Consider the following 20,113-nt stretch of genomic DNA (forward strand, 5'->3'; position numbering starts at 1 on the left):
CTAAATGGGAAGTGGGAGTGGTAAATATGTGATCTGACTTTGATTTAAATAAAATGGCAAAAATAGGATTAATTGCACAGTTTTTCTTAACTAAATATAGAGGTGAGAATAGAAATGATTATGATATGTGCTATTGTGTTTTTTATACTTAATCTTATTTTAGAAAAGAAAAATGAAAATAAAATTAGCTATTTTAAGTTTATTTTGCGGCACTATTTTACTAAATGGATGTGCTATTCAATCAATACAGCCGGATGCTCAATCTAATTTGTTATTGAAACCAAAATTAGCCGATGAACCAGAGAAAATGACTCAAAGTGAAATAAAAGAGTTAAATCTTACGGTTAAAGGTTATCCTAAGAATTTATTACGAGTATTACCTAATTATCCTGTAAAAGCGGCTTTTAATAGGATGGAAGGAGAATTAAAGGTTAAATTTGATGTTGACGAAAATGGGTATGTACAAAATATTAGGGTGTTAGATTCCCCTTTAGTGGATGTTTTTGGTTTGTCACTTATTCACGCTATGGAACAATGGCGCTATGAAACAGGAAAACCAGCAAAAGATTTAAATTTTGTTATGGAATTTAAGCTTGGAGCTCAAGATTAAATTTAATATCATGAAAAAAGAGAATAACCCGCGATAAATTAAACGGATTATTCTTTTACTTTATTAATTAGACACTAATTGCACCACAACAAGTCGCCCGCCTTCTTCTGTCGATAATACAAATTGCAACCCATCAGTTAGGGCAATTTTATCGCCAATCGCTATCTGCTTTTTCTCTGGCAATACCATTAATCCATCAATACGCTCATTAACAAGCCACCATATTGAATTGTGATAAACAAAATAACCTACACGCTTTTTCTGTTCATCGGTGGTGCGTTCATTAGGCGCAATAAGGCGATTAACATGCCAAGGAAACAGTGATTGATTACTCCAAACCATTAAGCGGTGATCGTCGGGTCTGAAGCTACCGGCTTTACGTGATGAGTAGAGATTTAAAATCGGCAATTGCCCTTTATATGGGGTGTGACAATAAGGACAAACGGGCTGTGTTTTTCCTGAGAAAACATACCATTGCTGTTCACAGTCTTTATTTTGACAAGGCTGAACTAAATCTACCGTTTTGACTAAAGCGGTTTCCCATTCATCTGCGGTAGGGCGTTGCGAAGGATTGTGTAACCCTGTAATAAAAGCTCTTTCAAAAAGAGGCGTTAGGTATGGCCCCATAATCGTGTATGGGATTTTTTCAGGATCCGCCCAAGGAAGAGATGACGGTTTTACCTGATTCAATTTGACCGCATTGCTACGATCGGTTGGGTGCTCAATAAACAGTGCTTTTTCACCCATAGACAGTGTTTCATCACGCATTTCATCGTCAAGATCGTGAATTTTACCGCCACGTAATGGATGACGATAAAATAGATACATATAGATTAATACCGCAAGTGCGTGTCTATCGGTCGTAATGCTTGGCAAAATACGATTAGGATCTTCTTTCGGTAAATGACTAGTTTTTACCACTTCTGGCGCAATAAAGTCAGGAGTTCCCACAACATCAGGTGGGTATTTGCCGGGAACCACTAAACCGTCAATATCAATAACACAGGCATGACCTTGCTCAGGATCGATAAGGACGTTTTTATAGCTTAAATCACTATGGCATAAGCCTGCTGCATGCATTCGGCGCACGGCACGAGAGAGCAGTAAACAGGCTTTCAGATAATTTAATAGATTACCTCTTTCGCGAGGATCGAGAAATTTATTTTGGTTGTTGGCACTTGCAAACCATTTACCTTCTTTTTCTCGGCCTTTTATTGCCAGAAAGTCGTTGTTTTTAGAACCATATTTAAAGAAAAAGTGGGATTGATAAGTCGGAACAACAATACCAATTTTGCCTTGATGTTCGACAACATCTGTTGGCCAGCAAAAGAGGTTTTTCCAATATTCTCCGCCACTTTGCTCAAAGATATTATGTCGATAAGAGCCTGTTATCATATCGATCCTATCTTTAGCTTGTGCATTCTGTTCTGTTTTATAGAAGGCAACAACATAGGTTCGGTCAGGGGAAAAATAGACATCTTTCATTGAGCCAGAGCCAATAATTTCATTGACGTACTGAACTGTTTTTCCACTTTTCGTTGTACAGGTAATGATCTCTGCCATGAAACTCACCCATTCTCTCTTTTATGATTACCAAGCCACAACCAGAGTGCGGTCATCGTGATTGCCTGCTGAAAAGAAATTCAGCCATTCAGCCAATGCTTTATCTGCATTTTCAGGAGAGGCTAAACAAGGCGATATTTCATCAATGAGTGCAGCCCATTTATTGGGATCTTGTAAGCCATTATCTGTTTCAAATACCGGATCAGATACCCCGTCAGTCATTAAAATAAGATGTGAAATTTCTTTCCACTTACCAATAATAATGCGTCGATTAAACTCAGCATCGTTGAGTGCACTGTCATCAAGAAAACGGGTTTGTCCTGCATATTCACCACTATCAGGAGTACCTAAAATGCGCACTTTTCCTGCTGGGCCATAAGCCGCAATAGCACCATCTCCCATCCAAAATGAGGCAGCAAATAACTCATCATTGATACGCAAAGAAACCGTGGCTAATAACGTAGTCGAAAAAGATTTTACCGGTTCATTAATATGAATGGCTTCATTTTTGAGGTTATTAATCGCTAATTGCGCTGCATTACGAAAGAGTTGAGCAAAGAAACTTCCTACTTGATTAATGGCATTATTGTCATTCCATTGATGGATGGCTTCAAGATGAGGTTTAAACGTTTCATTTCCCTTGCTTAACTGTGATTTTAAATAGTGGCTTACGGTATTGATAGCAATGCGTGAGCCTTCACGAGAATAGCGTGCACTACCCGCACCGTCTGCGACAATTAAAATATTCCACTGGCTTTGCTCATCGTGGTGAATATAAAAATCATCATCACGGAATGTACCTGCATGTTCATGAGAGCGACCGCGACGGCTGGCGCCTGCAATACGAATATCTTCTTCAAGAATAAGTTTGCTATCTATATGCGCTTTAGGATAAGGGCTGTCTGCGGGAGGCTCGTTGATTTGCCATAAGCTACGAGGATCAGGATTGATTATTAATAAGACGTCATTGTGATAGCGAGTGTTATTAACAGACCAATGGACAACCAATGTGAAATTGCCACTTTTTGTTGGCATACCTACTAAGCAACGACTTTCAGGATCAAAACTTATTCCAAGTGCTTCAGGAAAATTAACCGCTTCAATTTCAGCAACTTCGAGAGTATCTAGCTCGATATTGAGCATAGAGTTAAACGCGGTACCTACTTTGGCATTAGAAAGAGTAATTTTTGCTGTAGGGCGTTGAATAATCGGTTTTTCTATTGGCATTGGCGATGAGTGTGTTGGAATTTGTCCCGGTTTTAATAGGCTCTCTTCTGGTAATGATATTTCTTCAGAGGCTAAATCGCGGGCTGGTGGCAATAACAGAAGAATAGGTTGTGCTTTGTCTTGCGTTGTTATTTTTTCTGCTGTTTTTGCTTTGATTCTATCAATAATAAAATCAATATGTTGAGCGATTTTCGTATCTTCATACAGCGCAATAACCAACTCTTCATGTACCGGAATACGCTGTTGTGTCAGTGTGTCATCAATAATCAGTTTTGTGAGTAGGGCTTTTTTATCCATTAGCCTTTACCTCGTGTAACATCAAAGTCAGATTGATTGCTGTTATCCCCAAAGGTGATGTTGTTATCACACCAAGGGCAAATAACGGTTTCAGGGCCATTTACACAGAGCAATTTGCCACATTGGCAAACGGCAAAAGCAGTCGCATTACCACAATAAGGGCAACCTGGAGTGCCATGAAGTTCACTGGTATTAACTTGATATGCGGTGGCGCTGAGATCACTCCATGCAAAGTAATCTTCATTTAAGGTGTAGCAACCCGTTAAGTTAAAGCCATTAAGGTTAAGATTAAAATCCAGCCCTGAAGCTTTCATGGGAGGGCGTTCATATTTCATTAAATAAGGTGAGCGTGTGTGGCTACAACGGCCGACAAAAGTGACACAAGATTCATCATAAGCACGCGCGACATCATCTTTTGCAAGGCGAACAATATGCTCTGTTTGACTTAAAAGTGGTGATGGCTCTTCGCCCACACTTCGGCTATGAGAAACCACTGACATCGTTATCCATTTAATAAAACGAGTAAAATCGCCTTCTTGTGTTTCGGTAAATAACAGTACATTTTCAGTTAATTGCGACAGCACATGTAAGTCTGCACTTAAGCCTAATCCAATCGCAATTAAGTTAACTTTGTTGGCGTAGTGATCTTTCCAGCGCTTGATCTCTTGTGCGTAATCATCGGTAGGCCTGCCATCTGTTAAAAGGTAAACGACAGGCTTCCAATCGCCTTTTTGCTCAAGCGTGGTTTTTCTTACTTGAGTGTCGATTTGGTGAGAAAGTTCTCGTAATGCACTGCCTAATGAAGTGCCTCCTCCTAATGGAAGTTGAGGTGGGTAAAAAGAGACGACTTCAGTGAGTGGAACAATCGTTTTTGCAACGCCAGCAAAGGCGATAATAGAAACATAAGCAGTTTCAAGGGCGTGTGGATCACGCCTTAGATCGCTAATAATAGTTGTCAGACCGTCATTCATCTTTTTTAGGTTTTCACCAATCATCGATTCTGAACAATCTAAAACAAAGAAAATGGGTAGCCTTCTCATTGTTGTACCTTATCACTTTATTGTGGCTGTTATGTATTGTGATGAATAAACCAAAGCCTGAATAAAATAAAAGCAAAGCCTTTTGAAGCGCTTTGCTTTTGCAGATCACAGTACCAGTTGGATTTCAGGAGGTGGTGGCGGTAGGGTATCTTTATCCGTATTCACGCCTGCACTTGAGCTGCCGGATGCAACACTGGCAGAAACCCATTTAAAGAAGCCAGAGAAGGCATTGGAGTCTAGCGTTTCTAAAGCCACTACTTGAGATGTGAGTTCTTTAAGGTGATCGTGTTTGGCTTTCGGGCCAACAGCACAAGCGATGATCGAACCAAATGAACGTTTTTTCACTTCTTTAATCGCTTCACCATAGGCGTAAGCATCAGAAGGTGTGCCATCGGTCATTAAAAAAACGAGAGGGCGCCAGTCACCTTTTTGGTCACCATCAGAGCGTTTAATATCACGATCGACACACTTGATTAGACACTCCAGTGCTGCCCCCGTAAAAGTACCGCCAGAGCTAGGTACAGTGATATCAGAGAATTGGAAATCCTCTAATGCGGTTAATGGGATAAATTCACGAGCTTCATTATCATAGGTAATGATGGAGATATGCACACTTTCTAATGCGTAAGGATCTTGTCTCAATGCATTAAGCATTGTTTGTATGCCAACGTTAACCGCATGAATAGATTCACCCCTCATTGATCCAGAAGTATCGATTAATAGGTAAACAGGGAGTCTTCTCATTAGGTGAAGTCCTTTAAGTAAGAAATGAAGCTATCTGAACTTGAAGGCTCGCCAATGGCGATAAGTTTCCAGCCATTTTCTTCTCTGACTAATTCAGCAAACAGCATTGAACGTTGGTTGTTGAAGGCTTCGCCTCCAGATAAATCAAAACGAGCCATTTCTACATTTTTGGCATCAACAGCGCGGATAAAGGCGTTTTGTACTTTACCGAAGTGTTGTTGTAGCTCTCGACCATTGTAAATCTGAACAATAAAGACAATTTTGGTAAATTTAGGATCAAGTGTGTTTAATTTCACGATGATCTGCTCATCGTCTCCATCGCCAGCACCAGTTCGGTTATCACCCGTTAACCAAATCTGTCCAGATTTGTGTTGTAAGCTATTAAAGAAAATAATATCGCCATTGACGAGAGAAGGTTGCCCGCCTTCAATTTGTCCCAAATCGTTAACTTTACCATTTTCGCCACATAAGAAGGCGATAACATCTAAATCGTATTCTTCGCTTTTTTTACCAAAAAGCCCACCAAGAAATCCGCGTTTTTCTTCGTTGATATCCCAGCCTAAACCGATAGTGACAGAGGAAAGGTCATATTCATTTTTCTTTAAACTAACACCTTGTCCTTTTTTTAAACTAACAGACATATTCATTCCTTTTTTATTTAAAGTACAACGTTAACCTCAGGAGGTGGCGGTGGTAAGTCATCAAGATCATTAATATCTTTCTTAGTTAAATCGACCTTTTGACTACCGACAGAAATACTGGCTGAAACCCACTTAAAGAATGACTTAATGGTGTTGGAGTCCGCAGTATCTAGCTGTAAGACAATTTCGGTGATATTTTTTAGCACATCAGTTTGTGCTGCTCGTCCTGCCGCACACGCAATAACAACACCCGTGCGTGCCGCTTTAAATTTCTCAACGCCTTTTTTCCAATCGTCTGTTGGGGCTCCATCTGTCATCACAAAAACTAATGGGCGCCAATCGCCTTTTGTTTCAGCCGTGGTTTTTTGTACTTCTTTTTCAATACGACTGGAAACTAAAGTAAGTGCTGAACCTAATGCAGTTGTTCCACTTGCGACTAAATCAGGTACTTTAAAATTAATTAAATCAGTGAGCGGTACAATCTGTTGTGCGGTTGAATCAAAGGTGATGATAGAAATATAAGCGGTTTCTAATGCGTAAGGATCCTGGCGTAGTGTTGATAAGAGCATTTCAACGCCATTTTTTACTGCTGCAATAGGTTCTCCATACATAGAACCTGATGTATCAAGTAAAAGGTAAACTGGCAATCTTCTCATGCATTTATCCTGTGAGTGAGATAGAAATAAGCGATTAATATACTAACCGACTCATGAAGGTGTTCAATTGAGATAATGCTTAGTTTAATTAAATTAGGGAAAAAACGCAGTGATGATTGTCCAATATTATTAATCTGAATAAAGATAGCATGAAAAGTAAAATAAAATAGTAATTAAGCTATTTTTCACACTTAAATTGAGTGGTTGAGTGATTTAATTTTATTAAAGAGAATGTTTTTTATTGTGCTATCACAATAAGAACGGCTCTAAATGATTGACTTATAATGACTAAGTATAAGTACCTTTTTAATTAAAAATAATGAAAATTATGAAAAATTAACTAATTCAATCTGTTGGTATATTGGTAATTTCTATTTTTAACGTGTTCTAAAATAGAAGAAGAGTAAGAATTAATATATAAACTAAATTTGTTAAATAAGTTTTATATATATTTTTTTATTTTTATCATTTTATAAAAAATAACTTGATACCGAAGTATCAAGTTACTTTTTATTATCTATTTTTAATTCTTTTTTTCTTTTTCTTTCTCTGCTATTTCAGCAAGTGTTGATTGAATTAAATTTTCAATATAGTGATCAACTAATAATTCAACAGCTTCACTACGCGTGGAATTATTTAAATAAGATAATCTATCAATCTTACGTAATGCCGACATTTTTAATGAAAGTGAAACTGATTTTTTCTTATCTTTATCGAGATAAACTCGACTTGTCATTCCATTATGACGAAGATCTTCACTGGCAGATAATGCCTCACGCATACGGCGTAATGCTTTGCTATCGAGTTGACCTCGTTCAGTCATTTGATATGCGCGAGAAGCTTTGCTGTACTTTATTTCAGCGCCATAAGAATCTCTTATCTCTTTTAAAACGCGCGTTAACGTAGGCTCTGAGCATTCAAGAGCAGAAATAATCTTAATGGTTGGAACCTTTTTTCCAGAGCTTAAAAGGGTTGCCAGTGTAAAGACTCTGACCTGACGAGTGCTTAATTGCATGCTTAGTTACCACTTATTCTGTCATTCGTGTGTTAAAATATTTAGCAATAATTTCTATTATTCTTGTTCTGTATTTACAAGGATAAATAAAATAAGCTTCCTATTAAATGTAGTATAAATTAATAATTGAAATAAAAAAAATACACTTTTTTAAATAAAAAATTCGCGTTATTTTTATAAGTTCTAGTTAAAGATAACATGCTTTAACTAGAAACTTATAAATCGAAATCAATATAAGATAATTATTTTATCTCATAGAGATTGCCGTCGGTTATAGAGTATTTTATGTTGCGTTAAAACGTTGAGCATTATTTTGTTGGTTAGGAATAATGCCATAAATTTTAGCTCGAGTTAAAATACTCAATGCCCAACGACGATGTGTTGCAGGTTCACACATTGCACCTTGTGATTTAAAGACGGCTTGTGTTGAATTTAAAATACGCAACGCATCTGAATGATCAGATTGAGACACCATGAGCGCTTGTTCAATTTTATGAATTTGCTTTGGATGGATTGCCGTTTTACCAACAAGGCCATTGGCAATATCAAGCGCCAGTTCTTTATCCATAATGTGGTGATCATCAATATGCTCACAAACAGGCGCAGTAAGGGCGAACTGGCGAGCACCAAAGACAGCAACCAACATTTTTATCACGTAACCCATTGGGCCATCATAAAGTGTTAATTGACGATTACGTCTAAGAGAAATGACATTCATTAAGTCATTACCACCAATACGTAATGCAATAATTCTGTTATGGCAAGGGTGAGTTAATAGGTAGTTTGCAAGCTCTGTCATTTGAATAACATCAAACACTTCTTCTGTTTCAAGTGTTGGCATCATGCATAAATGCGTATTTTCAATAATATTCCACCAAACTGGTAGAGAAGCTTGCGTGAACTTAGGCAAAACAAGACCATCGATGGCACTGACATCAAGGTTTTCAGTGATCCATTGACCCATTTCAGTGTGGCGAGGGCGAATAAACAGTAGTGGCCAATGGCTACAATCACTGTTTTTTTTGTGTTCTGCTAAGGTATTTAATAACGCAGCCAAATTTTCTAACGCAACAGGAATATCGGCATCACTCACGGCATCTTCTAAACAAATAATTAAAGAGCGTAACCCTTCGATTTTCTGGTTGATAATCGTTGTTGCGATATCTGTTCGTGTTGCAGGCATATAAAGCGTTGCCCCTAAATTCCACGGGGATAATCGTTCAATCATTATTTCACCTTTTTAATGATAGTCACTGCACGATATTGACCAAGCGCTTGCCCCGCTTCAATAACAGCAATATTTTTTTCCTGCGCAAGATAAACCAGTAACGCAACATCAGGATCGGTTATTTCTCTTACAAGAACATGGTCAGGTACACGGCGTAAAACAGCGCGTGTGGCTTCAGCAATACCGGGTTTTATACGATTGATATTTGAAATATCATATTTGTTTGCAAGTGAACTAACGACGTTTTCGCTCAGCTTTTTTAAGTCTGATTGTTGTTCTTTAAATGTGGCGAGTGGGATATCGTTGTCAATTAATGTATCAACGACTTTTCCAACAGTATCAACAAGGTAACGACTGCATTCATACTGTTTTAAATGTTGGCAATCCACAAAACCGTGAAAGCCTTTTTCAGTCCAAATTGAACGTGAAATTAATCCTGAAACAGGGGCTCCCATGATCCCAAAGGGGATAAGCCAATCTTCATCGCTGGCACTTAACCATGCACAGCCACAAGGATCAGCAAGGACGACAAGGCGAGGTTGAGCTGGATAATCTTTTCGTCCTGATAATGAACGAATAAGTTCACCTGTAATAGCGCCTTTTCCTGTCCATCCATCAACAAAAACAATACCTTCTGTACCGTGGAGTTGTTCTATCCATGAAAGTGCTTCGCTATCAATGCCTCTATCTCGAATAATACTAATACCGTAGTGATAAGAGGTTTTTCCCATTTTACGCAATGTTTGTTGCAACATGACGCCTAAAGGAACACCTGCACGAACCAGGCTTGTTAGGATTATTGGGGTATCACCAAAGCGTTCAATCAGTGATTTAGCCAACATTATGACTTCAGTTGCTAAGCGTGTAGCACCTGTTTCTAGCGCTTTTTCAAAGAGGTCTAAATGCCATGTTGTTGGCTCAGGCTCTTGACTTAGCATGTCAGAATAGTGGCGTTTACCCGACTGTATCAGCTCTTCTTTTAACTCAACGGGCGTCATTTCGATATTCACCGGTTGAAGTAGGAAATCGACATCTCCTGATACATAAGAGCCAGAAAATGGCTTATGATCCATCATGTTTATTCTCCAAAAATTTTTGTGTTAATCGCATCTGCAAATTGGCTTTGACGAGGAAGCCCATACCAACTGCATAATTTCATAAAGCGATGATCACTAAGGCTGTCGCCAAGTCCAATCACTGGGAAAACACCTCGCTCAGCTTTTAATTTATTGAGCAAATAGGTGACAGCTTTACCTTTTTCGATAGGCTCTGGTAACCAAGCAATATTGTTACTGTTGCGATGAATATAAAAACCGTCGGTTGAAAATGTTTTTTCTATTTCATCACCTATGGCGTATAGCTCGTCTAAGCGAGTGCTATCGTTATGCTTCATGACTAAATAAATAGGCAAATCATTATATTCATAGTTAATACGTGCCCAACCATCAATATTTCGCTGCGCCATTAATTGCGTGATTGATTGTTGTAGCGTCAACAAACGCTGTGTATAGGGCGCTAAGCTTTGAGTGATATGATTTTGCCATTGTGCATCTGCATTACCTTCAGGCGTTAAGATCACCGCACCATGTGTGGTGATCGCCCAAGAATGAAACGCAATGGTGACTCGGCTAATTTCTTCCGTTCCGCGCGCAGTAACTGGGATTAAATCTGCGTGCTCTAACATCCAATCGACAAGCATGGCTTGCTCTTGAGTCATAAAGCTACGAGGTTCTAAGCTTCTGTCGAGTGCACCAGTTTTATAGGGTTCTAGCGCTAACTCATCGATCATTTTACGACGTGTTTGAAATAAGGTGTCGTCGAGATCAGTTAAAATAACAGGCTTAGTCATAACTGATTACCTCAACAATAGGGGCAACTTTATTGAGAGCTTCAATCAGTTGCTGATCAATACTTTCGGCTGGTGTTTCACAACAAAGCAAAATACGATCAAATTGTTGATGAGCCACGTTATAGACGAAGTTAGGAATACCTAAACCATAATTATCAGTAAATGTAATCGCTGATTGAATGGCAAAATTGGTTGAAATAGGTGAACGGGTTGTCGAGCTATATTTTACGATAGCACCTTGTTTTTCAAGACGTTCAGCGAGTAAGAACGGTTCCCAGACAAATTCTCCTGATCCTAAAACAAGGATCTTTTCACCCAAAGAAGAATTGATGGATAAGCCTAGATCACTTGCCGGCGTTGTCATTCCTAATCGACCCCAGCTCTGTTTACCGGTGATCGCAACTTGCCCTGATGCAGTAATATTAACATTAGGCATAACAGGTAAAGGCGCGTTTGGATCAGCATCCCATTGCCATTTCCCTTGAACTAAAGAGAGAGTCTTAATCGGTAATGGGGAGCGCTCAGCAATAGAATCACCACTCCAATCAGTTAAGGTTACAGCGATAACCTGCTCAATATGGGTTAATCCACCTTCTTCACGCAGTGCTGAAAGCAGGTTAATAAAGGTATTACCCGTAGTGGCTTCATCATCAATTAATACAACAGTTTTTGCTTGTTGTACCCACTGGCGTTGCTCTGCTGTTTTAGGCAAATAGAGTAAGTGATCTGTCGCGTGGCTGTGATTTTCTTTAAACTCACACAGTAATTCACCCTGAGCAACAGGATGGCGTGTTGATGTTAAATAAATAGCTTGTTGATAGCGATTTCTCACTTCATCAAAAACGCCAGCACCTAAACCGACTGCGGTTTCTGCCATACCAATAAACAGGACGGGGCCTTCAAGTGAGTCAGGAAATTGGCAGGCAAGTTTTTGATAGATTTCACGCATTTTTTTCGGTGAAACAGGAATATGACGCCCCAATACTTTACTGACAAATAAAAATGCACGCTTAGGATTGCGTCTTTCTGCAATATCAAATAATTCATCAAGTAACTCAATAGGGCAATTTGGCGTCACACTTAATGTGCCACAAGAAAGAGGCCGACGATAAACGGATGAGTCACTCATACTATTTTTCATTATTAATTATTATCCGTACTGATTAAGTTTGTTAACGTTGAATTGAAAACAATAGAATCGGTGATTGAGCGTATTTTTGTTGGTGTAAAATGGTTATTTTGGGCTTGAGCCTCTTCAATACTCATTAATCCTAATTGGCGTAAAGCAAAAATACCTGCAAGGTTAATTCCACAATGTTGGGTATAACCAATACCACCAGAAGGGCGCATATTAATTTCAAGTAAGAGCGGGCGACCTTGATGATTATTTCGAGTCTGTACATTCACAAGTCCATCGGCTTTCATCGCTGTTGCGCATGCTTTACCTAATTCATAAGCCTCGCCTGAAATTTCTAAATGCTGTATTGCACCCTCTTTGCGTCGAGCAACAGCGGCAATAACATTACCTTGCTCAACCACCATATCCACAGAGTATTCTGGACCCGGTAAATAAGGCATTAAGACTAAAGGTTCAAAACACTCAACCGCTTTTAATGCATCAAGATATTGTTGAGGATTGACTTGGCGATTTTCTGGGTGATTAAACAGTGTCATCGGCGAAACTTGATTCTCAAAACGCCAAAAACCCATGCCATAAATCCCTTTTACGGGTTTGATGCATAAAGGAGTTTCACCAAAAGGAGGCTCTTTGATATGCGCTTCTAATTCATTGATCGATTCAATATAAATAGAAGGTACTGCGGGAAGTCCACATTGTTCCATTGCTTGTGCAAAGGCGACTTTATTATCAGCTAACTGAAGCTGTTCAAGTTGTGTGGCTCCGGTTGTTAATTTTACCCCTAACGACTCAATTTCTTGGCGGTGTAATTCAAACCATGCGCTATTGCGACCCGTGTGAATGACACTGACTTGGTACTGTTTTACAACATCAGCGATAAATTTTAAGCGTAATGTCTCTTCAAGAGGTTCATAAAAAGCCCCATCAGCAAGCGATAAAATCTCATTTCGAGTATGACGATGAGACGCAAGCACAAAGATCTCTTGGCGTTGCTGTTTTGCAAAGTCTTTAACACTTTGAATTATATCGCGTTGTGATGATAAACCTTCCATGAACCAAATTGTGTTATTCATTACTCTGTATACCGTGAAATAAAAGTGTAGGGTTCGATGCCTATAATCATGAAGATTTCGAAGAACTGTGTCAATCATAATATGATTTATTTGAGTTAATTTTAAAATCGAGTGATTGATTACGTTATTATTATGATTTTCTTGTGTTTTTAACATTTAATTACAATAAAAATATCATTAATATCAATAAATTGACAAAACTTTAAGTTTGAATAAGAAAAATAGTCTTGCTCATGTACTTCATCATGATATGATGATTTTCATGATATGGATTTAATCACAAATGGCGTTATTGTTTCACTCTACCTCTGAAGGAATTTAATTATGGTTTCATTAAGCAAGAATCAAACAGTTTCTCTCAGTAAACAAGCACCTACACTGAGCCATTTAATGTTTGGTTTGGGCTGGGATCCGATTAAGAAAAAAGGATTATTAGGCGGTCTTTTTGGTGGTGGTGGTTCTATTGATTTAGATGCAAGTTGCGTATTGCTTGACGCAAGTGGCAATCAAATCGATACCATTTGGTTTAGAAAATTAAAATCAAGTTGTCAGTCAGTTATTCACTCTGGTGATAACTTAACAGGTGATGGTGATGGCGATGATGAAACAATTTTCGTTGATTTAGATCGTTTACCGACAAATGTTGAATATTTGGTATTCACAGTAAACAGTTTCCGTGGGCAAACATTTAATGAAGTTGAAAACGCATTCTGCCGTGTTGTTGATAAAACAACTAACAAAGAGTTGGTGCGTTATACCTTAACAGAGCAAGGTTCTCATACAGGTATCGTGATTGCTTCTTTGCAACGTAATCATGGTCAATGGGATTTCACTGCGTTTGGTGCGCCTTGTAAAGGCCGTGTTATCAACGACATGATGCCTGATATTGTGGCTACGGTGGTGCGATAAATGAATATGACTCCAGGTGGGAACTTACCTGTTCCTAATCAAACATTAATCGTTAGAATTCAATCAGGTGCGCCTGTTGATGTTTCTGCTTTTAGACTTTATGCGTCAGGTAAAGTGAATGGCGACACCGATATGGTGTTTTATGGGCAAACTGCGAGTGATGATCGTACTGTTATTTATGCCATGGTAGGTAACAGCACATCATTTACCGTAGATTTAACCCGTTTACGTCCAGATGTTGAAAGAATTGCGTTTACGGCAACCTGTGATGGTCAGCAAACAATTGCAAATTTACAACGATTGTCGATTCAAGTTGACGCTAATAACGAAGTTGTAGCGAACGGTAATGTTGATATTAACGGTCGTCCAGAAGCGGCATTAATTTTAGGTGAATTGTATCGTCGTAATGGTAGTTGGAAGTTCCGTTTTATTGCTCAAGGATTTAACGGCGGCTTAAAACCACTCGCTGAACATTTTGGTGTTGATATTGCAGATCCTGCGCCAACGCCAACGCCAACGCCAACGCCAACGCCAGCACCGAAACCAGCTCCAGCGCCAAGTTCGGTGAACTTAAGTAAGGTCTCTTTAACCAAAGAGAAACCGGCAATCAGCCTCACGAAGAAAGATGACTTCGGTAAAATTCGAATCAACCTTGATTGGCATCGTGAAAGCAAAAGTGGGGGTTCTGGGTTATTAGGTGGATTGTTTGGTGGTAATAAAGGTATCGACTTAGATATCGGTGCATTCGTTGAACTTCAACAAGGGCATAAGTCTGTTATTCAGGCATTAGGAAACGGATTTGGCGATTTTAATCGTATTCCTTATGTTGAATTACAAGGCGATGATCGCACAGGCGATGTTGCTGGTGGTGAATGGATCTTTGTGAATGGACGTGAATGGAAAAATATCAAGCAAGTGCTGATTTTCGCGTTTATTTATGAAGGTGTGCCGAATTGGAGCAAGACGGATGGCGTGGTTACTATTCATGTGCCAGATCAACCACCTATCGAAACACGCTTAACTGATGGTAATAATGGTCGCGGCATGTGTGCTATTGCCCGACTTGTTAATGAGAACGGATCAATAAAAGTTGAACGTCTCAATGAGTTTTTTAAAGGCCACCGTGATATGGATAATGCGTACGGGTGGGGATTTCGCTGGACAGCGGGCTCTAAGTGATCAAGTTGATATAAGGAAAAATAACATGAGTTTTTTTAACAAATTAAAAGAAGGTTTTAATACAGGCCGTTCTGAGTTAGCCAAGCAAGTTGGTCGCTTTAAAAATAAAAAATTTATGCAAGGTACTGTTGCGATTTGTGCACGTATCGCCATTGCTAGTGACGGTGTAAGTTCTGAAGAAAAACAGAAGATGCTTGGTTTTTTAAAAGCATCGGATGAACTTAAAGTATTTGATACTTCTGAAGTTATCGAATTCTTTAATAAGCTAATCTTGAGTTTCGAGTTTGATACCGAAGTCGGTAAAGGCGAAACCATGAAGTATATTCTGGCAATGAAAGATCAGCCAGAAGCTGCGCAATTAGCTATTCGTGTCGGTATCGCTGTTGCGAAAAGTGATGGTGATTTTGACAATGATGAAAAAGAAGCGGTGCGTGCTATTGCCATTGCATTAGGCTTTGAGCCCGCAGAATTTGGTTTGTAATTAATTTAATATAGGGAACCGTTCAGGAATTATTATGGTATCCACACATATTGGTTTTCCGACAGAAACTGTCATTGTCTTTGTTGTACTTGCGATTGGCGCTATTTTTATCGACTTATTTATGCATCGTGCAGATAAGCCGATAACGTTAAAGAATGCCATATTTTGGTCTATATTCTGGGTTGCCATTGCAATGGTATTCGCAGGATTCCTTTATATTCACCATGGTGCAGAAGTTGCGAGCTTATTCGTAACAGGTTATGCATTAGAGAAGGTGCTTTCCGTTGATAACTTGTTTGTCATGATGGCGATTTTCTCTTGGTTTGCTGTCCCTGATCGCTTCCGTCACCGCGTTCTTTATTGGGGTATTATTGGTGCTATCGTTTTCCGTGGGATCTTTGTTGCCATCGGTACAGGACTGTTAAGTTTAGGACCATATGTTGAGGTAGTATTTGCCTTAATCGTTGCTTGGACGGCAGTTATGATGCTGAAAAGTGGTGATGATAGTGAAGAGATTGAAGACTATTCACAACATCTTGCTTATCGCTTAGTTAAACGATTTTTCCCTATATGGCCAAAAATCACAGGGCACGCTTTCGTATTAACACAAAAAGAAGTCGATGCTGAACTAGCAAAACCAGAAAACAAAGAAATTACTATCGGTCGTGGTACAAAAGCGGCGTTATATGCAACACCACTTATGCTGTGTGTGGCGGTTGTAGAGCTTTCCGATGTGATGTTTGCTTTCGACTCGGTTCCCGCTATTATCGCAGTAAGCCGTGAACCCCTTATTGTTTATAGTGCAATGATGTTCGCAATCTTAGGCTTACGTACGCTTTACTTCGTGTTAGAAGCGTTAAAACAGTATCTGGTTTACCTTGAAAAAGCGGTTATTGTGTTGTTGTTCTTTATTGCTGCAAAACTGGGTTTAAATGCAACAGATCATATCTGGCAACATGGATACAGCATCTCCGCGACAACTAGCCTATTTGTTGTGCTAGGTGTTCTTGCTCTGGGCATTATTGCAAGTTTTGTATTCCCAGAGAAAAAAGATGATGAAGGTAAGACAAATTAATAAATATTCTTGAGAAATCAGAATATTAAAAACAAAACTAAAGAGGTTATAAAATGAGCGTTTCTCTTTCTAAAGGTGGTAATGTCTCTCTGAGCAAAGCAGCCCCAACGATGAAAAACGTCCTTGTCGGACTTGGTTGGGATGCCCGTTCTACAGATGGTCAAGATTTTGACTTAGATGCGTCTGTATTTCTGTTAGCTGCAAATGGAAAAGTGCGTAGCGATGCCGATTTCATTTTTTATAATAACTTAAGATCTGCTGATGGTTCTGTTGTTCACACTGGTGACAACCGTACCGGTGAAGGCGATGGTGATGATGAAGCGCTGAAAATCAAATTAGACATGATCCCGAATGATGTCGATAAGGTTATCTTCGTTGTGACTATCCATGATGCGCAAGCTCGTCGCCAAAGCTTTGGCCAAGTATCAGGTGCATTTATTCGTTTAGTTAATGATGACAACCAAATTGAAGTTGCTCGTTATGACTTAACTGAAGATGCATCAACAGAAACCGCAATGTTATTTGGTGAACTATATCGCCATAACGCGGAGTGGAAATTCCGTGCTGTTGGTCAAGGTTATGCAGGTGGTTTGGGTTCAGTTTGTGCTCAATACGGTATTAATGCCTCTTGATAGCCGATTTGTAAGACACTAAACGCTGGCAGTCATAAGATGTGATTGCCAGTTTATTCAATAAAGTAGGAGCTTTGATATGGCAGTTTCCCTCGTTAAAGGTGGTAATGTTTCTCTGACTAAAGAAGCACCAACAATGTCGGTTGCTATGGTTGGTCTAGGATGGGATGCCCGCGTGACTGATGGCGCAGAGTTCGATTTAGATGCGTCAGTGTTCATGGTAGGTGAAGATGGAAAAGTACTTTCAGACGCAAGTTTTATCTTCTTTAATAACAAATTGAGTCAATGCGGAAGCGTTGAACACCAAGGAGATAACCGTACTGGGGAAGGCGATGGTGATGATGAGCAAGTAAAAATCACCCTATCAAAAGTCCCTGCTGAAGTGAAAAAACTGGTATTCGCAGTTACTATTTATGATGCAGAAAACCGTAAACAAAACTTTGGTATGGTCAGCAACAGTTTTATGCGCGTTTATAACAACGACAATAATACTGAAATTGCACGTTTTGATCTTTCTGAAGATGCATCAACAGAAACCGCAATGATCTTTGGTGAGTTATATCGCCACGGTGCAGAGTGGAAATTCAAAGCAGTTGGTCAAGGTTTTGCGGGTGGTTTAGGTGCGTTAGCAGCACAACACGGCGTAAATATCTAATGCTTTATTTAGCCCTCGCTTTAGCGGGGGCTATTTGTTTGTATCGATAAACAAAGAGTCAGCGATTAAGACTCTTTTTTTACGGTCACTTTAATCGGTGAATTTTTAGATTTACGACGACCAGTATGAAAGTGACGCCAATGAGGATCTTGCGCTGCAAAAAGCAATTCATGATCACCACGAGAATCTCCCCACGCCCTTAAATGGTATTGTGTTAAGTCCCCATATACTGCTTCTAATCGTTTTATTTTTTCACCACAACGACAGTTATTACCAATAATTTTACCAGTCAACTTTCCATCAACAACTTCAAGTGTTGTTCCTATTAGTTTAATGCCTAAGCGCTTGGCAAAAGGTTGTAATACCATAGCAGGTGATGCAGAACAAATGGTCACTTCAGCATTGCTATTCACTTCTTCTGCAACAGCGAATAAGCCAGCAGGGCGCATCAATTTAGTCCAGTAAAGTTTGCAAAATTCTTCTGCTTTTTCTTTTAACCATTGTTCATCAATATTGGTTAGAAAGGTTTTGATAAGCACTTCTTTTAGTTCATCACGCGTGAGCTTGCGTCTAAAGCAACGTAATGTCGGTAATACCATTTTAATTAAACGGCGTGAGAATTTACGTTTACCAAAGGCGAATTTTAGAAAAGGAATAAAACTGTCGTGATAGGTTAATGTGCCATCAAAATCAAACACTGATAACGTTTTTACGGTGTTTTTCGCGTTTTCAAATTGGGGTTGCATACAGGGTAAGGCTCCGTAAATCATCAGAGTTTGAAAAATATATTTTACTTATTATATCATTGTTCTAAAAATGAGATAGAGGTAGCCTTATTTATTGATAAATAATGATTTTTCTCATTTATAATGAGAAGTAGAGTAATGAGCCATAAAAAATACCTCTTAGTGATTTAGGCTAAGAGGTGTGATTTTAGGCTGTTGGCAAACAGAATAAGGGATTAATAATATTCAATCATAAAGGTTGCAGCACCATTGGCGGAACCTGCGGATAAGCGGTCATCAACACGAATATAACGTGCGCGCATTGGGATACTAACTGTTCCTGCTTTTTCAGTAACAGGTTGTGCAAAGGTAGCTGGCGTATTAAATTTAACAAAATCTTCACCAGTTGCTCCAAAAGCAAGTTGGATCCCTACACCTTTTGCTGCACCTGGAACATCATTTACTTTAAAAGTACCCGGATATTCAGGAATAGTTGGATTCACAGGTTTTATGGTGACTTTGATCTCGTTTGGATCGCGTTCAGGGAATGTTTGGCCCACTTCACTTGTGTATACATTTCCCTTACCTCCTGAATAATAACCCCTAAATGCAGGACAATTGGTTAATATAATATCGGAGTTTATCCATTTGGTTGTACTACCTTTATTGGGTAATGTAGATGTTTCGTGTTTACCCAACTCCACCGTATAATCTTGGGTTTTACAACTTGATGATGTCACAGTTATGGAGCCTGAGATCTCTATATATGAAGCTACAATGGGAAATCCTGGCGCATCAACTTGATTTTTATCGGGATAATTAACATCAAGTTGCATCCGTGCAATGTTAGTTAGATCAAAAGTACCCGGTTGAATTGGACCAATTTTAATTATTGAATAATGTAATATTGGTGCAGCAAAATACCGAAGTGACTTCCGATTTTCATTAAGTTCTCGTTGTCCTTCCCAAGATAACTTAGGAATGCCAAGTGGTAATGTATTTTCTTTATTCCGGTTTGCATAAAATACAATACCTAGCCCTGGATTATTTGTTCGAAAAACATTAGATGGAATACCCGGACGTGTTACAGGTGTTCCTGCTGTGCTTAGTATTTTCAACTCCTGTCTTTCCGCAAACCAGATTACTCTATTTGGATCTTCTGAAAAATCACCAGTACACTCATAATTTAGTGCTCTGTTGTTATAATCTATTTGTCCCTGATAAACAACGGAACCTATTGGCATATCAGGCCCAACAAAAATATTACCGGTTACTATCATCGAGCGAGTAAATAAAGGGGCATCCATTGTACATTTGACATCCGGTTTTGCCATTACTTCCGCAACAGGAAAAAGTAGAAGCATTAAGGCTAATGA

At 39.1% G+C, this 20,113-nt stretch carries 21 protein-coding genes; 7 read left to right on the forward strand and 14 right to left on the reverse strand.

The genetic code is table 11. From position 1 onward, the window contains the following. The first annotated feature begins 172 nt into the window (after positions 1-172). Complete coding sequence (locus tag GWJ01_RS09005; protein ID WP_100271052.1) at positions 173-610, forward strand: TonB family protein; 438 nt, start codon at positions 173-175, stop codon at positions 608-610. Positions 611-673: 63 nt separating this feature from the next. Here GWJ01_RS09005 and GWJ01_RS09010 read toward each other — a convergent pair whose 3' ends face one another. The 12 genes from GWJ01_RS09010 to GWJ01_RS09065 all read right to left on the reverse strand — a co-directional run bounded on the left by GWJ01_RS09010 (position 674) and on the right by GWJ01_RS09065 (position 13,081). Continuing rightward, a complete protein-coding gene (locus GWJ01_RS09010; protein ID WP_161710991.1) occupies positions 674-2,173 on the reverse strand; it encodes a helix-hairpin-helix domain-containing protein in 1,500 nt (499 codons plus the stop codon). Between the two features lie 27 nt (positions 2,174-2,200). Next, entirely contained in the window at positions 2,201-3,697 is a 1,497-nt protein-coding gene (locus GWJ01_RS09015) for a PP2C family serine/threonine-protein phosphatase (RefSeq protein ID WP_100271050.1), read from the reverse strand. Then, positions 3,697-4,737 (reverse strand): TerY-C metal binding domain-containing protein, encoded by a 1,041-nt coding sequence (locus GWJ01_RS09020; RefSeq protein ID WP_161710992.1) that lies wholly within the window; start codon positions 4,735-4,737, stop codon positions 3,697-3,699. Before GWJ01_RS09020 ends, GWJ01_RS09015 begins: the two co-directional genes overlap by 1 nt. Positions 4,738-4,842: 105 nt before the next feature. Further along, a complete protein-coding gene (locus tag GWJ01_RS09025; RefSeq protein ID WP_075672662.1) occupies positions 4,843-5,481 on the reverse strand; it encodes a vWA domain-containing protein in 639 nt (212 codons plus the stop codon). Next, positions 5,481-6,122 (reverse strand): TerD family protein, encoded by a 642-nt coding sequence (locus GWJ01_RS09030; protein ID WP_100271048.1) that lies wholly within the window; start codon positions 6,120-6,122, stop codon positions 5,481-5,483. The genes GWJ01_RS09025 and GWJ01_RS09030 overlap by 1 nt, the downstream gene beginning before the upstream one ends. Positions 6,123-6,139: 17 nt before the next feature. Next, on the reverse strand, positions 6,140-6,778 hold the full coding sequence (locus GWJ01_RS09035) for a vWA domain-containing protein (RefSeq protein WP_100271047.1): 639 nt from the start codon (positions 6,776-6,778) through the stop codon (positions 6,140-6,142). Between the two features lie 523 nt (positions 6,779-7,301). Beyond that, positions 7,302-7,793 (reverse strand): hypothetical protein, encoded by a 492-nt coding sequence (locus tag GWJ01_RS09040; protein WP_023582799.1) that lies wholly within the window; start codon positions 7,791-7,793, stop codon positions 7,302-7,304. 283 nt (positions 7,794-8,076) lie between these two features. Next, on the reverse strand, positions 8,077-9,021 hold the full coding sequence (locus GWJ01_RS09045; protein WP_109402062.1) for an HpcH/HpaI aldolase/citrate lyase family protein: 945 nt from the start codon (positions 9,019-9,021) through the stop codon (positions 8,077-8,079). Beyond that, positions 9,021-10,097, reverse strand: a complete 1,077-nt coding sequence (locus GWJ01_RS09050; RefSeq protein ID WP_161710993.1) for a cysteine protease StiP family protein — start codon at positions 10,095-10,097, stop codon at positions 9,021-9,023. The genes GWJ01_RS09045 and GWJ01_RS09050 overlap by 1 nt, the downstream gene beginning before the upstream one ends. A 2-nt stretch (positions 10,098-10,099) precedes the next feature. Then, positions 10,100-10,870 carry a hypothetical protein gene (locus tag GWJ01_RS09055; RefSeq protein ID WP_109402060.1) on the reverse strand — a complete coding sequence of 257 codons (771 nt, stop codon included), beginning with the start codon at positions 10,868-10,870 and terminating at the stop codon, positions 10,100-10,102. Then, positions 10,863-11,999, reverse strand: coding sequence for a phosphoribosyltransferase domain-containing protein (locus GWJ01_RS09060; RefSeq protein ID WP_196715211.1), 1,137 nt, complete (start codon positions 11,997-11,999; stop codon positions 10,863-10,865). The genes GWJ01_RS09055 and GWJ01_RS09060 overlap by 8 nt, the downstream gene beginning before the upstream one ends. Positions 12,000-12,013: 14 nt before the next feature. Continuing rightward, positions 12,014-13,081 carry an ATP-grasp domain-containing protein gene (locus GWJ01_RS09065; protein WP_161710995.1) on the reverse strand — a complete coding sequence of 356 codons (1,068 nt, stop codon included), beginning with the start codon at positions 13,079-13,081 and terminating at the stop codon, positions 12,014-12,016. A 324-nt stretch (positions 13,082-13,405) separates the two neighbouring features. On the opposite strand from GWJ01_RS09065, the gene GWJ01_RS09070 reads away from it, so the two are divergent. The 6 genes from GWJ01_RS09070 (at position 13,406) to GWJ01_RS09095 (ending at position 18,012) form a co-directional block, all read left to right on the forward strand. Continuing rightward, a complete protein-coding gene (locus GWJ01_RS09070; RefSeq protein WP_072064329.1) occupies positions 13,406-13,990 on the forward strand; it encodes a TerD family protein in 585 nt (194 codons plus the stop codon). Continuing rightward, complete coding sequence (locus GWJ01_RS09075; protein ID WP_161710996.1) at positions 13,991-15,169, forward strand: TerD family protein; 1,179 nt, start codon at positions 13,991-13,993, stop codon at positions 15,167-15,169. 25 nt (positions 15,170-15,194) lie between these two features. Next, entirely contained in the window at positions 15,195-15,650 is a 456-nt protein-coding gene (locus tag GWJ01_RS09080; RefSeq protein ID WP_075672880.1) for a tellurite resistance TerB family protein, read from the forward strand. Positions 15,651-15,684: 34 nt separating this feature from the next. Continuing rightward, positions 15,685-16,725, forward strand: a complete 1,041-nt coding sequence (locus tag GWJ01_RS09085; RefSeq protein ID WP_161710997.1) for a TerC/Alx family metal homeostasis membrane protein — start codon at positions 15,685-15,687, stop codon at positions 16,723-16,725. Positions 16,726-16,778: 53 nt separating this feature from the next. After that, a complete protein-coding gene (locus tag GWJ01_RS09090) occupies positions 16,779-17,357 on the forward strand; it encodes a TerD family protein (RefSeq protein WP_072070083.1) in 579 nt (192 codons plus the stop codon). Positions 17,358-17,436: 79 nt separating this feature from the next. After that, on the forward strand, positions 17,437-18,012 hold the full coding sequence (locus tag GWJ01_RS09095) for a TerD family protein (RefSeq protein WP_109394128.1): 576 nt from the start codon (positions 17,437-17,439) through the stop codon (positions 18,010-18,012). Positions 18,013-18,077: 65 nt separating this feature from the next. On the opposite strand, the gene GWJ01_RS09100 is transcribed toward GWJ01_RS09095, so the two are convergent. Both GWJ01_RS09100 and GWJ01_RS09105 read right to left on the reverse strand, forming a co-directional pair. Then, positions 18,078-18,758: an HAD family hydrolase gene (locus tag GWJ01_RS09100; protein ID WP_109394127.1), complete on the reverse strand. Its 681-nt coding sequence runs from the start codon at positions 18,756-18,758 to the stop codon at positions 18,078-18,080. Between the two features lie 215 nt (positions 18,759-18,973). Beyond that, positions 18,974-20,101, reverse strand: coding sequence for a fimbrial protein (locus tag GWJ01_RS09105; RefSeq protein ID WP_161710998.1), 1,128 nt, complete (start codon positions 20,099-20,101; stop codon positions 18,974-18,976). Positions 20,102-20,113 lie beyond the last annotated feature (12 nt).

It is taken from the genome of Proteus sp. G2618 (assembly GCF_009915995.1).
Classification (GTDB): Bacteria; Pseudomonadota; Gammaproteobacteria; order Enterobacterales; family Enterobacteriaceae; genus Proteus; species Proteus terrae.

Bases quoted from the DNA above. Each gene is read 5' to 3' on its own strand.
- GWJ01_RS09025 (WP_075672662.1), bottom strand. From the start codon at position 5,481: ATGAGAAGACTCCCTGTTTACCTATTAATCGATACTTCTGGATCAATG.
- GWJ01_RS09085 (WP_161710997.1), top strand. From the start codon at position 15,685: ATGGTATCCACACATATTGGTTTTCCGACAGAAACTGTCATTGTCTTT.
- GWJ01_RS09075 (WP_161710996.1), top strand. From the start codon at position 13,991: ATGAATATGACTCCAGGTGGGAACTTACCTGTTCCTAATCAAACATTA.
- GWJ01_RS09095 (WP_109394128.1), top strand. From the start codon at position 17,437: ATGGCAGTTTCCCTCGTTAAAGGTGGTAATGTTTCTCTGACTAAAGAA.
- GWJ01_RS09055 (WP_109402060.1), bottom strand. From the start codon at position 10,870: ATGACTAAGCCTGTTATTTTAACTGATCTCGACGACACCTTATTTCAA.
- GWJ01_RS09035 (WP_100271047.1), bottom strand. From the start codon at position 6,778: ATGAGAAGATTGCCAGTTTACCTTTTACTTGATACATCAGGTTCTATG.
- GWJ01_RS09060 (WP_196715211.1), bottom strand. From the start codon at position 11,999: ATGAGTGACTCATCCGTTTATCGTCGGCCTCTTTCTTGTGGCACATTA.
- GWJ01_RS09105 (WP_161710998.1), bottom strand. From the start codon at position 20,101: ATGCTTCTACTTTTTCCTGTTGCGGAAGTAATGGCAAAACCGGATGTC.
- GWJ01_RS09040 (WP_023582799.1), bottom strand. From the start codon at position 7,793: ATGCAATTAAGCACTCGTCAGGTCAGAGTCTTTACACTGGCAACCCTT.
- GWJ01_RS09045 (WP_109402062.1), bottom strand. From the start codon at position 9,021: ATGATTGAACGATTATCCCCGTGGAATTTAGGGGCAACGCTTTATATG.
- GWJ01_RS09050 (WP_161710993.1), bottom strand. From the start codon at position 10,097: ATGATGGATCATAAGCCATTTTCTGGCTCTTATGTATCAGGAGATGTC.
- GWJ01_RS09100 (WP_109394127.1), bottom strand. From the start codon at position 18,758: ATGCAACCCCAATTTGAAAACGCGAAAAACACCGTAAAAACGTTATCA.
- GWJ01_RS09030 (WP_100271048.1), bottom strand. From the start codon at position 6,122: ATGTCTGTTAGTTTAAAAAAAGGACAAGGTGTTAGTTTAAAGAAAAAT.
- GWJ01_RS09005 (WP_100271052.1), top strand. From the start codon at position 173: ATGAAAATAAAATTAGCTATTTTAAGTTTATTTTGCGGCACTATTTTA.
- GWJ01_RS09015 (WP_100271050.1), bottom strand. From the start codon at position 3,697: ATGGATAAAAAAGCCCTACTCACAAAACTGATTATTGATGACACACTG.
- GWJ01_RS09020 (WP_161710992.1), bottom strand. From the start codon at position 4,737: ATGAGAAGGCTACCCATTTTCTTTGTTTTAGATTGTTCAGAATCGATG.
- GWJ01_RS09090 (WP_072070083.1), top strand. From the start codon at position 16,779: ATGAGCGTTTCTCTTTCTAAAGGTGGTAATGTCTCTCTGAGCAAAGCA.
- GWJ01_RS09080 (WP_075672880.1), top strand. From the start codon at position 15,195: ATGAGTTTTTTTAACAAATTAAAAGAAGGTTTTAATACAGGCCGTTCT.
- GWJ01_RS09070 (WP_072064329.1), top strand. From the start codon at position 13,406: ATGGTTTCATTAAGCAAGAATCAAACAGTTTCTCTCAGTAAACAAGCA.
- GWJ01_RS09065 (WP_161710995.1), bottom strand. From the start codon at position 13,081: ATGAATAACACAATTTGGTTCATGGAAGGTTTATCATCACAACGCGAT.
- GWJ01_RS09010 (WP_161710991.1), bottom strand. From the start codon at position 2,173: ATGGCAGAGATCATTACCTGTACAACGAAAAGTGGAAAAACAGTTCAG.